Consider the following 12763-nt stretch of genomic DNA (forward strand, 5'->3'; position numbering starts at 1 on the left):
AAACGTCCTTCTACTCTCGCAACTTCCCATTTTCAGGCAGAGTGCCAGCCGGATGATTAGCTGTGGCATTGTTTACACTTGTCCCACCTGCAACGCATCCGCTGGCAAAACTCGGTTTATACGTGGGCACGACACTGGCCATGATGACCTTGATTGTCTCGCTCTCTTGCCAACTCTCCTTACCAAGCTCAATAATCTTCCTGCTGACTACATCATCATCCATCTGAATGGGCTGTCCAATGTGAATAAGCCTGTTGGGAGTCTCCTTGAGCCCTTCTTCGTTCATAAGCATTTCTTCGAAGAGTTTCTCGCCAGGACGAAGGCCGGTATAAACGATGTCGATGTCCACATCAGGTTCGAAGCCGCTCAGTCGTATGAGCTTACGCGCCATATCGTCAATCTTCACCGGATCTCCCATATCGAGAACGAAGATTTCTCCGCCTTCAGCATAGAAGGCCGCCTGCAAAACAAGGCCCACGGCCTCAGGGATAGTCATGAAGTAGCGGATGATGTTCTTATCGGTAACAGTGACAGGGCCACCCTCTGCAATTTGCTTTTGAAACAATGGAATAACGCTGCCATTGCTGCCAAGCACATTACCAAAGCGAACAGCCGAGAAGATCGTGCGCACAGGACTTAACGTGCCATCGTCATTGAAAAGATTTTCCTCACATCGCACAGCAGAGCGTCTGTCCATCATCTGAACAATCATCTCGCACACACGCTTGCTTGCACCCATGATATTAGTAGGATTCACAGCTTTATCAGTGCTGATGAGCACAAAACGGTCCGCGCCGTGCTCGAGCGCTGCTTTCGCGACATTGTACGTTCCCATGACATTGTTCTTAACGGCCTCGTTTGGACTCTTCTCCATGAGCGGCACGTGTTTGTGCGCAGCAGCATGAAAAACAACATCAGGAGCATATTGGTCAAAAAGCCAAGAAACTCGTCCCTCATCACGCACGGAACCAATGAGAACCTCAAGGTTTATTTCTGGATAACAGCGCAAAAGCTCCTGTTGAATTTCATACGCATTGTTCTCATAAATATCGAAAATCACAAGCTGACGAGGGCAGTCCGCTGCAATCTGACGGCACAGTTCGCTGCCGATACTTCCGCCACCTCCCGTAATCAAGACAACTTTGTCATGTATGAAATCATGGACTTCGTCGCTGTTAATGGTTATAGGATCGCGTCCAAGCAAATCTTCAATCTGTACCTCACGCAACCGCGAGACATTTACCTGTCCGTCCAAAAGCTGATAGATTCCAGGCATTGCAAGAAGTTTGCAGTCCGTCTGTTGACATATTTCGAGAATATCTCGGCGTACTGTACCCGTCGCACTGGGAATATCGAATACGATTTGCGTAACGCCATATTCCTTGACCGCATCTATAATGCGCTTGCGTCCTCCGACAATAGGAACACCGTCAAGATACTTTCCAGCTTTCGATGGATTATCGTCAATAGCACACACGACTTTCCAATTAAGCTTGTCGCTAAATTTGATTTCATGAATAAGGTCACGTCCGGCAGAACCAGCACCAATAATCATCACATTCTCGGGCGTCTTGCCATTCACGCTATCAGCACGCATACGCACGCGCGTCATGCGCAGAAAACGATACCCAAAGCGCAAAGCGGCAGTGAAGCAGAAGCCCAGAATGGCGCCCATAATCCAAAATGAGAGCGGCATACGAATCTGCGTGATGAAATACACGACGAGAATACCAGCCTGAGTCACAAGCCACGAGAGGACTAGATGCGTGAGCTCCGTTGTCGACGCATAGGTCCAAATGCTGTGATACAGTCTAAACGCCCACATAGAGGCAATAGCTATAAGAATATACGGGATGATCAGAATCTGATACGCATGCAGATACGTTTCGCCAATCTGAACAAAATCAAATTCGAAACGCATAAGCAAAGCAAGAATATAAGCAAACGCAATGAAAATTGCGTCGCACACAACAAGTAGCGCCGTACGCACGGCGCGTTTGCGATCCACGTGAATACGCTTCATTTCGTCAGCAGCGTCTTTGTTTTCAGCAGACAACGCAACCTTCTCCTCTTGCGCAAAATATCATCGACATCCTCACCTACTCTTGGCCCAAAGGTGTCGTATCAATCACAAGTGTCTCGACCGCGTTTGGTGAAGTCGTGACAGTATATGTCAATGTCGTGCTTTGCAGACCTTCGATCATCGTAACACCGTACCAAACCTCATGGCCGTTGTAAGTCGCCCGCGTCATAGGTTCAATCCCAGGTTGTGTATACCAAACACCCACATCGTCAAAAAAAGTATCGGGTGCAAAATCACCCTCAACTTGAAGATCAGTAATGACGCCACCCATGGGTGCAAACAAGTACACGTCCAGAATCATATCTCCCTTTGAGCGCACCTTACCAACAGCATACTGATCAGGAGTTGTAAGAATTGCAGGAAGGTTTGCAGCATCGTCAGGAGAAAGCGTATTCGTAATTGTCGTCGTTACGGAATAACTTGTTGATCCGTCAGCATTCTTGGTCTCATTACCCACGGTCGTATCCGAATTGATATACCAATTGCCCTTTGAAGCAACTGTCGTCGCAAGATAAACACCGAGTTCCGGATTAGCCTCGCTCATTGAGATCGCACACGCTGCATCGAGCTTTTCAATTACAGCCTGCTCTTCAGGATTGGCCACCCACATGTAGATGCGCTTATCAGCAATCGAATCCCCTATAACCTGCACGGCGCTCAGCATGCTAACAGAATCAATGTTTCCAAAAAATGCATCGAGGGCAAGGGAGGCAACCTCGCTAAAGAAGGCGTTTTGTTTTGCCGATGCTAGAGCGTATGCGGTTTTCTGATCATCAGCTGCAATGTCGGGACTCTCGGTAGATTCATCTTCAAATGACTCGGTGCTATACATGATATATGCGGAATTCATTAGAACTTCCGCAGCATTCGAACCGTTTACCGCGACACCATCCGACGTAGTCACTCCTCCAGTTAGCTCTAGTATGGATTGCAAAAAGACCGGGTCGACAGAAATAATGCCATCGAATGGAGGCTTCTTGTTCGCATCCCAGATTGATTTCATAATCTCAGCAGCACGAGGAAAATGCGGGTTATACCCCGCATCGTAGAAATATTCCCCTGCACGAGTCCCAAAGAGAGTCCTCTCTTCATCAGTCAACTCCAAGACTTCATCTTCAGACTGAGCAAAAGAAAGATTCGGCGCGGTCATTTCACCAATCTCAAGTTTGCCATTATCGACAGTCATCAAACCAGTGGATCCTGGAAAACCGCCGACAGAGCGTAGCTCAGCCTCGCTGCACGCCATAATAAGATACGTTCGCGGACCGTTTGCACCAAGAATGCCTGGCAGCGCTCGTGAGAGGTCGCTCGCGTATCCCGTGACCTCGCTCAGAACGCTCATAAGACTTTTCACAGTCATAACGGGACTCATGAGCTGAACGATGTGCGGCTCGCTCAGCTCGTTTACTTGTCGTGCACATTCCCGAATGGTGTCGGACGCTGCTCCAATCGGCGTAAGCATAGCCTGAATCACCGGAATATTGAAACCGCCATCAACGAAAAGACGCGCATTGCCATCAGTGGACAATCCCTGCGCAATAGGAATGAGCACTTGTTCGGAGAGTTTGTTGGCAACCTCGGCCAGCGTACGTATCGACTTTACATCATCACCGTACACAGGTATAAAAGTAAGCGGTACCCAAAGTGGACCATTGACATTTGCGTCAAGCTCTTTAGCGATGGAGTTAAGATTGGTCGCAGTGCGCTGCGCCCCTTGAACATCCCCCGATTGGATCTGGCTGACGAGCGCCGAACCCTGATTCATAAGAATCCTGGCATCATCCATTGCGTTTTTTGCGCTCACAGCAAGTGCTGTGCCAGGAACAATCAGCAGCAAAACGATAATCACCGCAACCCCAGCAATAATGGGCTTGCGCACGTGTCGATGAGTCCTGGTCTTCGATCCATGACTTACGTAATTTGCAGCGCCGTATGGCGCGAGCTCATCCGTTGAAGGACGTGGCGCAGGCTTGCGATAAGGCTGATTCGCCGCACTCATTCGCCCGTTTTGCGGGCGACGCATATTCTCGTAATCATCGAGATTCGAATTGTCCATATCTCTCCCGTTGTCCGCATGACCCCGTCATGCGATTTGCGCGCTATTCGTCGCTTCTTTGTGTGCGCTCGCTTGCTCCCAATTATGTGAACTTGGATTATACACTGCACCTCAAACAAACAACAAAACAGCAAATCATTCGTATTTCTTTCCCTTTATCGCGGCCGCCAATTTGAATGAGGGCAAATAGAGGGCGGGAATTCTAGACAAGATCCAGGCCCTGAGCTTCCATATGCGGGAGACATGAGAATCCTGCATATAATCGTCAAGCCCGTCTCGGACCTTTTTGAGGATTATCGGAAGCATGTCACGTTTGTATGTTTCGTCCTCGCCTTCCTCCAACAGACGGTAGATCCTGCAATACTCGAGTTCCTGCCGAGCCGCATATGCCGCATTCAATTCCGCATCTTCAGCAAAGCGTTCTTGGATAGCGATTCCGCACTGGGCAACTGAGTCTATATAATCGGATATCTTCTTCTTCGATGCGGATTTCTGACCGGTGATGGATCCACTTCGCATGACGTAGCCATACAAGGGCGAAGACACCATCCCGACCATGGGAGATTTCGACACAATCTGGGCGATGCAATACAGGTCTTCGTAGAATCTACCTTCCGGAAACGGTGCTTCTCCCCAGACGTCCTTCTTCGCAAGTTTGCATGCTGCGCTGATTTCAAACCGCCCGCCGTACAACATCAAGCCCAGAGCGGCAGCGTCAGTCATCACCTCACAAGAATGAGTCTCGGAAAACCAGTCTTCGTTCCGTGCATCTGTACCGGTAATCTGCTTGAATTCGCCTACGACCATACGGACGGACGAATCATCAAGCATCGGAGCAATGAGGGTCTCTACGCAATCTGGAGATATAACATCATCACCATCAACAAACATGATGTACTCGCCACCAGCGCAAGCAAGTCCCGTATTTCTGGCAGACGAGAGACCACCATTGCTTTTGTGAATGACTTTCACCTGCGGATATTCCCCAGCTAATGTGTCGCATATCTCGCTCGTGCCGTCTGTCGACCCATCGTCAACCAGAAGAATCTCGACAGCGTCATAGCTTTGAGAAGCAAGGCTTTTGACACAAGAGGTCAGATGGCTCGAAATGTTATAGGCGGGAACGACAATGCTCACAAGCGCCGCGCCGACTGGCATTGGCGTAGCCTGGCTTTTCGGTTCATCCTGCAATTCGTAGCTCATGCGCACTTACCGTCGCTTTCCCTTCGACGCGACTGCAGAAGCCGCGTGCCTTCTACCCGAAGCATTCCCCGCAAGGCGCGCGATGCAGTCAAGAAAAAACGCGGACATCTCTCTCATGTTGCGCTCTTTCCACAGCTCGGAGAACACATGTTTTGCCAGATCTTTTCCACTGCTCGTAACGGCCGCATTGCACAAGTCATCTTTGTGCGATTCCAAAAAGACACCTATAGCGTAATTCCGATCGTACTGCTCGCGAAATCCTAGATTATGAGAATGGTAGACTTCGGCATCTGCGGCGTAGGCAACGCGCATCCCGTCTCTCATAAACTTTGCAGCCATGAGCATGTCCTCGTTCGTCGCAACCTCGTCGAAACCGCCGCATGCAATATAGGTCTCACGTCGGTACGCCGAGCATGCATCCGATACAAAGAAGGCCTTTATTCCCATCGTGGACACATCCTCGAGCGAACGCACGACCGATGCCGCCGAATAGTTGTATGACCTCACCAGCTGCTCGAAGCGTCGGGCATCCTTCTTTGGAAGCTGCCTGCCAGATGACATCGCGATGTCGTCAAACTCCAGCATGGGGCGGATAAGGTTTTCAACATACCTTTCGGATACCGGCAACGCATCTTGCGTCAAGAACAAGATGAAGTCGCTTTGCAGCGTCCTCATCCCCAAATCACGCGTCAGTCCGTGATTAAAATCCTTGCGTTCGATGGAGATGAGCCGCACGTCCTCAAAGGATTCCACAATCGAAACCGTATCATCATCGGAACTCGAGTCTATGACAAGAATCTCATCAAGTGACCGGGTTTGGTTCTTCAGGAGTTCGAGCAATTCCCCAATCTCATCTTGCGCGTTCAGAGTTGGAATTATTATTCCGACAGTACAGGTTTCCATTCACGTTTTCCTCGTATCGTTACTCTCGATTTGTGTATCGTAGCAGACGACACGGGCACGAAAGTCGTTTAACATGCTTGAAGTCAAATTCGACCGGCTGCACGAAAAGGCAAGATGTGACAACCCAGATCTTCTACATCGACGAGATATGTCCCGACTATCGACTGAACAACGCCGGATGCAAGGCGCGGGACGATGTTTCGTTTATTTTAAATGACATCGGGTTTTCAAGAATCGTGATCAACTACGACTATCATGCCCGAATGACAAGCGGCGCCCTTTCCCGTCTTGGCTTTCATTTTTCAGCTGCAAGGGATTGGGCAGACGCGCTTTCAAAAGTCGATGATGGAAGCATAGTCATCCTTCAGTTTCCTCTGATGCACCATTCGATTTTCGCAAAAGGCCCTTTCAAAAAAGCATACGAACGAGGCGTAAGGTTCATCTTGATAATTCACGACCTCGATTCCATTCGCCTCGGAGCAGAACGCGATAGAAGCCGTGCGGCAAAGAAACGTATATACGCCGAAGAGCTTTCTCTCATCGATCTTTCTTCGGTTCTTATAGTGCATAACGAGGCGATGAAGAAGCGGCTAGTGGAAGTTCATAGCATTGACCCCGAGAGGATTGTGCCGTTGCAGGTATTTGACTATCTTCTCTCGGATGAAAACGCCTATGCGACGGCATCGGGGCCTGGAAGCCCGGTGATTATCGCCGGAAACCTTCAGAGGGGCAAGGCGGACTATCTCTACGAGCTGCCCGAAACGCCTGACTTCAATCTGTACGGTGCGAACTTCGAGGACACGGGGAGACACAATTTGCATTATATGGGGGAGTTTTCGCCAGAAGAGCTCATACCAAACCTACAGGGTAGCTTCGGACTTGTCTGGGATGGACCGAGCACAAATACGTGCACCGGCGCTTTTGGAGACTATCTGCGCATCAACAACCCGCACAAGACATCGCTATACCTTGCCGCTGGCCTCCCCGTCGTCATTTGGGATCAAGCTGCTCTCGCCCCCTTCATAAAAGAGCACGGAGCGGGAATAACCGTGCCGAGTCTGTCTGTGCTCGCCGATGCCCTCAACCCGATCTCGACAGAGGAATACACGCGGATGAGGGAAAACGCCCGGGATATTTCGAAGAAGCTACGCGAAGGCCACTTCTTAAAGCATGCGATTGACGAGGCTATGCTTCGTCCCATGCCCTGATGGCCCCCGCCTTGATCAAGAGCTTTCTAAGCGTTTGGTATATTCCCATTCGTACAAGCAAGCATTTTGCACGGAGCGCCAAAGGAAGATTGCCCCTAGGTTCCTCGACGAGAACATCCGCGAGCAACTCCCGGACATGCCTTCGCACGCCGATGCCTTCGACTGAATCCCCCGCCAGCGTATCAATACTCAGCAAAAAACGGATGACCATTTGCTGACGCAAGCCTCTAAGGTCTGGATTGACTTCGATTTCCCTGATTTGCTCGACGGCCTTGAGTCCAGATGCCGCCTTTTTGGCATCAGCGCGATGCAGAAGGGAACCTTCGGTCTGGCGATACCAGTACAGCCGATCATCAATCCAACAAACATCGCTCACGTTGCCTAGATACTGGTGGAGAAACGCTGCGTCCTCAAAGAGCCACATGTCCTCGTCGAACGGGCCCGAGGCCGCTGCAAAAGCACGCAGACAATCGGCTTTGAACAAGTAAGAGTACAGATAATGACCGCGTCTCCCCTGATAGAGCAGGGATTCGAGCTCGCTAAACTTAATAACCCCCTCAGGGAGCGTTGCTTCTGCATACAAATCGGAAACGGGTAGCTCACCCTCTTCATTGAATGATTTTATACCGATAGCGACAAGCTCACAGCGACAGGCAGAGATGCGCTCCGCGATCTTTTCCAAAGCGCCCGGTGCAACATAGTCATCGGCATCGACAAACCAGATCCAGTCTCCGGACGCCTCGATTAATCCGCGATTTCGAGCCGCCGATGGGCCCCTATTCGCCGTATGGATTGACGAGACCCTCTTATCCCGGCAAGACCACTCATCACACAATTCAGGGGTGGAATCGCTCGACCCATCGTCCACGAGCAAAACCTGGAGATTCGAATAATCTTGCTCCACGATGCTCCGCACGCATTCATCCAAGTATCTTTCGGCGTTATACGCTGGAATGACGACAGAAATCAAAGGCGGCATCCCGTGCTCTTTTCCCGTCATCGCTGACTTTTTCCTCTCGCTCCTATAATCCGATGAAAGTGTTTGTTTTTCGTCGCAATGCAATACGCGAAAGCGAGCACGCAGAAAAACGCCACACCGACAACCATCTCCACGAGAAGCGTGGGCACCGAAACGCCCACGGTCGAAACGAGTGGAATCGATATCACGCGAATGAGAATTGTCATGAGAGCGCCGATGACGACAAACGGGAGCATGTTGCGTAGGTAGCGCAATAACGGAAGTTCGCCACGGACAAAATACGCCTGGACAGCTAGCACGACGAGCTCGGCGGCAACGGTCCCGATTGCCGCGCCCAACGCCCCCAAGCGACTGATGAGCACGAGGCACAGCACGATATTTGCAACGGCACCTACGCAAACGGAAATGGTGTAGTGGTTGTCACGGTACATGGGCAGCAGGTACTGGGCTCCTATTACGTTCGTCGCGCAAATGAGGGGCACTACCCAGGCAAGAACCACCATCACGGGAATGCAAGGATCATAGCCCGGTCCAAAGAAAACCGGCACGAACTCGGGCGCGATGCCCGCGATACCAAATGCCACGGCAAGACCACCAGCCAACATGAACCACATGGACGTATCGAGCAAAGCGAGCCCTTCTTCATGCTTTCCGGAGGCAAAGAGGCCCGACATATGCGGAAGCATAACCGTTCCCAGAGCCGTAATTACGGCAAGGGGCATCTTCGCCATCTTCTCCGAATAGTCGAAATAGCCAGTCTGCTCCATCGTCGACATAACGCCGAGCAAAATGGAGTTAAGCGTCGTATAGAGGCTAATCGCAATAACGGGAATAAAGAGTTTCAGATTGGGAAGGAAATGCACCTTCACCTCAGCCCACGTAGGTCTGGAAAAACTCACGTACTGGCGCGCAAACGGCATGAGCAGCGCAAAGCCAAGCAGCAAGGCAAGAGAGTGAATGCCGCAATAGAGGTAAACATCCTGGGCAGAGCGGATGATGGTGAATATGCCGACAAGCTCGAGGGCCTTTGTGGCGATGTTTATGACGGTCGCCTTGGCAAAGTCCTCCATGCCAAAAAAGAGCCATGAAATGTTAACAATGCCCGAAAACACGTACATCGCCCAAAGCAACGCGACGAGCGTGCCTCCCTGGGGCATGACAAGCGCATAGGCAAGGTAGATGAGAAAGACGGGGACCGCGATGACAAGCTGCGAAGCAAATACCGACCAAAAGGTCTTGCTGCGCTTTTCCTGATCATCAGCGACCGCGGCAATGGTACGCACGCCATAATTTGACATACCCAAAGTCGCAAACATCACGAAATATGCCGCGATTGCGTAGGTATATGAAAACTCGCCCACGCCCCCTGGCCCGAGCACACGCGAGAGATACGGCGTGGAGATGAGCGGCGCAATAATCAAAAAGATCTGATACGCCGAATTGTAGATAAAGTTTTTCTTTACAGAATGTGACATGATCGCAACTATACCGCATTGACACGAAGAGTCGGGGCGCTAACACCTAATGTGATATATTGTCGATTCAGGTCCCAATCACCCAATCATGATAACCACATGGTGCCGCTTTGATTAAAGTCAAGGAAAACGACCAACAAGGGAATATGCATATTCAGCTCGGCAATGTCGACGCATGCGAGCTGTTATTCCTCATCGCCTTCGCAATCTGGATGGTTTTTCAGCTTCTTGGGGAAGCATTGGTGGGACCTCTTGTCTCTGGTTCCATTGAAAAGACAGTTCGTTATGGCTGCATCGGCCTGCTCCTTTTCAGCGAATTAATCGGCGGCAGATACGATAAACGCACGATACTTTGGCTGGCATTCGCATGGATTCTTTGCATCGGCATGATTAACGCTGCGGAAGCCTACTACATCGATTGCATAATCTTTGCATTTTGTGCACGTAACGTTGCGATGAACAAGATCCTCAAAGTCGCATTTTGGAGTTCGATACTGGTTTGTGCCGGAGTAATCCTGTGCTCTCTTGTAGGTATCATTCCCAATTACATATTCACCGGCGGAGATCGCCAACGATGGCTTCTCGGATTCCGATACATGCTCTTTCCCTCGATGATTGTCTTCAACATCACTTGTATCGTCATCCTCCTTAAACGATACGACTTCAGTTGGACGCACGCCGCCGGTCTATTTATGGCAAACCTCGCAATCTACTTTGCGACAGACTCGCGTCTTTCCTTCTATCTCGCCGTAATCGCAATTATTGCCGGTCTTTGCTGTTCAAAACTTCCCAAAAACCGTCATGGCGCCGTAGCCATCCAAGGCCGCAACATCATTTACAGTAAACCCGTGAAATGGCTCGTGTTTCTTGCATTCCCTCTTTGCGCAGCGGCTATGCTCGCAGCTACGATTTTTTATACGCCAGATAATTCCATTCTGAACACGCTGAACGGCATTCTGGGCCGTCGTCTGGAATACGGAAACGCAACCTTAAATACATATGGATTCACGCTCTTCGGACAAGAGATTCTGCAAATTGGTAACGGACTCGATGTATCCGGCGGCTCTTCAACCGTCGGCGCATACAACTACATCGACTCTCTTTATGTAAAACTTTTCGTTCAGATTGGCGTTATTCCTGCGCTGGTCTTCTTTGGAGCTTTTACCGCACTATGCATCTGGGCTTACAAAAACCATGATTGGTTTCTTGTATCCATGCTCGTTATCCTCGCTATCCATTTCACCGTAGATGATCTGTCACTATTCCTCAGATACGACATATTGTTACTCTACCTGTCACTTCCCATAGCAAACATTGTTGCAACCAAAAAATCAAAGGAGCTTACATGACGCTTCGTCAATTGCTTTCCCTTGTTCGTGCGCATTTGCTGCTGATCATTGTCATACCCATCTGCTTTGCACTAGCATCATGGGCAATTGTTTCGGTAGTGCCTAAAGACTACGTTGTGCAGAGTACGGTATTGATACCTGTAAGCGAGCAAATGGCAGCAGCCGACAGAAACATGACGGCAGGACTTACCCGCGTCGCCAATGGCAGCGTGGCACACGCGGCACTGATTAGTCGACACCCCGATATCGATGTAGATGAGCTGGTCATCGAAGCAACGAAGCCCGATGAGAGCGATGTCATAGTCATTGATGTTACCGGGGCTTCCCGCGAGGATGCAAGCGTCATCGCAAACGAGCTTGCATCATACATCTGTGATTACGCACTCAACACGCTCGATAAAGAGGGTGTCGAAATCATCAGTTACGCAAGCCCGGACACATCATCCGCAAGTCCAAGCCCTCTCAAATATGCAGTTGAATTTGCCGTGCTGGGATTGCTCGTGGCAATTGTGGTAATCATAATTCGCGCACAGAAAAGAAGCGATACCGTATAGCGCCACGAAAGCGCATATAGTCTCTCTACTTTCCGCTCGCGTTCTTGCCAAACATAGCGCTAAAGGTCTCGAAGAACACCTTCAAATCAATCTTCGCACTGCGATTGCGCACATAAAAAAGCTCGAGGCTCTGACGCTCGCCGTCCTCGTACTTCGCATCGTTGCGCGATACCGTCTGCCACCAGCCCGTGATACCAGGCGTCACCGATAGAAACTCCACGACCGAATCGTCGTAGGCTGCAAGCTCGTCAGGCTCGACGGGACGCGGGCCGATGACGCTCATCTCACCCGTAAGCACGTTCCAGAACTGAGGCAACTCGTCGAGCGAAGTCTTGCGCAAAAACTTGCCGATCTTCGTAATACGCGGATCGTTGTCGACCTTGTGCTCGGCTTCCCACTGCTTGAGTTGCTCGGGCGTGAGGTGTTTCTCGACATCGTCGGCCCCTGGCACCATCGAACGCAATTTGTAGATGTTCATGGGCACGCCATAACGCCCGACGCGCTTGTGCTTGTATATGGGCGATCCGGGATTATCGAGCCATATAAGACCGCAAACCACAAGAGTGGGGATGAAACAGGCAACGGATGCACAGGCGGAAAACACCACATCGAAGCCACGTTTAAGCACATGGTAGCGATAGGTATCGTCTATGCCCGGAATAGGCTGACGCTGTACGGGATTGAGCACGATGTCGGTTCCACGCGTCGCCTTGTCAAGCACGTTTTGTGCCTGGACGCTCGTGACATCGATGATTTCATCGGGCGCTGGTTTGCCCTTGCGATCGCGCTTCCAAGCGACAATTTGACCCGCAGCGGCAACGGCAACCGATGCGCCCGCGAACACAGCGGCACCCGTCTTGAGGACCTTGCCCCAATCTCCCTTATGCGCATTACGAGTCATGCGTCTCCCGGACATCGAATGAAAGCATCTGCTGCATGGTACAGCAGAAAGC

General features: G+C 50.6%; 10 protein-coding genes. 3 read left to right on the plus strand and 7 right to left on the minus strand.

Features of this window, described 5'->3' with window-relative positions:
- Positions 1 to 10 precede the first annotated feature (10 nt).
- The 4 genes from DBY20_05780 to DBY20_05795 all read right to left on the minus strand — a co-directional run bounded on the left by DBY20_05780 (position 11) and on the right by DBY20_05795 (position 6245).
- Complete coding sequence (locus tag DBY20_05780) at positions 11 to 2023, minus strand: nucleoside-diphosphate sugar epimerase (protein PWL79435.1); 2013 nt, start codon at positions 2021 to 2023, stop codon at positions 11 to 13.
- A gap of 76 nt (positions 2024 to 2099) precedes the next feature.
- Positions 2100 to 4139, minus strand: a complete 2040-nt coding sequence (locus DBY20_05785; protein PWL79372.1) for a hypothetical protein — start codon at positions 4137 to 4139, stop codon at positions 2100 to 2102.
- A gap of 135 nt (positions 4140 to 4274) precedes the next feature.
- Positions 4275 to 5342: a hypothetical protein gene (locus tag DBY20_05790; protein ID PWL79373.1), complete on the minus strand. Its 1068-nt coding sequence runs from the start codon at positions 5340 to 5342 to the stop codon at positions 4275 to 4277.
- Between the two features lie 6 nt (positions 5343 to 5348).
- On the minus strand, positions 5349 to 6245 hold the full coding sequence (locus DBY20_05795) for a glycosyl transferase family 2 (protein PWL79374.1): 897 nt from the start codon (positions 6243 to 6245) through the stop codon (positions 5349 to 5351).
- 116 nt (positions 6246 to 6361) lie between these two features.
- On the opposite strand from DBY20_05795, the gene DBY20_05800 reads away from it, so the two are divergent.
- Entirely contained in the window at positions 6362 to 7453 is a 1092-nt protein-coding gene (locus DBY20_05800; protein ID PWL79375.1) for a galactofuranosyltransferase, read from the plus strand.
- Here the strand turns inward: DBY20_05800 and DBY20_05805 are convergent.
- Together DBY20_05805 and DBY20_05810 are read right to left on the minus strand one after the other, a co-directional pair.
- The gene (locus DBY20_05805) at positions 7431 to 8453 is read right to left on the minus strand and encodes a hypothetical protein (protein ID PWL79376.1); all 1023 of its coding nucleotides are present in this window, start codon (positions 8451 to 8453) and stop codon (positions 7431 to 7433) included. The genes DBY20_05800 and DBY20_05805 overlap by 23 nt on opposite strands.
- Positions 8450 to 9907, minus strand: a complete 1458-nt coding sequence (locus tag DBY20_05810) for a flippase (protein ID PWL79377.1) — start codon at positions 9905 to 9907, stop codon at positions 8450 to 8452. The genes DBY20_05805 and DBY20_05810 overlap by 4 nt, the downstream gene beginning before the upstream one ends.
- A 146-nt stretch (positions 9908 to 10053) precedes the next feature.
- On the opposite strand from DBY20_05810, the gene DBY20_05815 reads away from it, so the two are divergent.
- A complete protein-coding gene (locus DBY20_05815) occupies positions 10054 to 11256 on the plus strand; it encodes a hypothetical protein (GenBank protein ID PWL79378.1) in 1203 nt (400 codons plus the stop codon).
- Positions 11253 to 11810: a hypothetical protein gene (locus DBY20_05820; protein PWL79379.1), complete on the plus strand. Its 558-nt coding sequence runs from the start codon at positions 11253 to 11255 to the stop codon at positions 11808 to 11810. The genes DBY20_05815 and DBY20_05820 overlap by 4 nt, the downstream gene beginning before the upstream one ends.
- 25 nt (positions 11811 to 11835) lie before the next feature.
- Here the strand turns inward: DBY20_05820 and DBY20_05825 are convergent, their stop codons facing one another.
- A complete protein-coding gene (locus DBY20_05825; GenBank protein ID PWL79380.1) occupies positions 11836 to 12711 on the minus strand; it encodes a sugar transferase in 876 nt (291 codons plus the stop codon).
- Positions 12712 to 12763: the final 52 nt, after the last annotated feature.

This window comes from Coriobacteriia bacterium (assembly GCA_003149935.1).
In the GTDB taxonomy this organism is placed as follows: domain Bacteria; phylum Actinomycetota; class Coriobacteriia; order Coriobacteriales; family QAMH01; genus QAMH01.

What these genes read in the sequence shown, in the direction of transcription:
- DBY20_05780 (PWL79435.1), bottom strand. Translation starts at nt 2,023, where the DNA reads ATGAAGCGTATTCACGTGGATCGCAAACGCGCCGTGCGTACGGCGCTA.
- DBY20_05785 (PWL79372.1), bottom strand. Translation starts at nt 4,139, where the DNA reads ATGGACAATTCGAATCTCGATGATTACGAGAATATGCGTCGCCCGCAA.
- DBY20_05790 (PWL79373.1), bottom strand. Translation starts at nt 5,342, where the DNA reads ATGAGCTACGAATTGCAGGATGAACCGAAAAGCCAGGCTACGCCAATG.
- DBY20_05795 (PWL79374.1), bottom strand. Translation starts at nt 6,245, where the DNA reads ATGGAAACCTGTACTGTCGGAATAATAATTCCAACTCTGAACGCGCAA.
- DBY20_05805 (PWL79376.1), bottom strand. Translation starts at nt 8,453, where the DNA reads ATGACGGGAAAAGAGCACGGGATGCCGCCTTTGATTTCTGTCGTCATT.
- DBY20_05810 (PWL79377.1), bottom strand. Translation starts at nt 9,907, where the DNA reads ATGTCACATTCTGTAAAGAAAAACTTTATCTACAATTCGGCGTATCAG.
- DBY20_05815 (PWL79378.1), top strand. Translation starts at nt 10,054, where the DNA reads ATGCATATTCAGCTCGGCAATGTCGACGCATGCGAGCTGTTATTCCTC.
- DBY20_05820 (PWL79379.1), top strand. Translation starts at nt 11,253, where the DNA reads ATGACGCTTCGTCAATTGCTTTCCCTTGTTCGTGCGCATTTGCTGCTG.
- DBY20_05825 (PWL79380.1), bottom strand. Translation starts at nt 12,711, where the DNA reads ATGACTCGTAATGCGCATAAGGGAGATTGGGGCAAGGTCCTCAAGACG.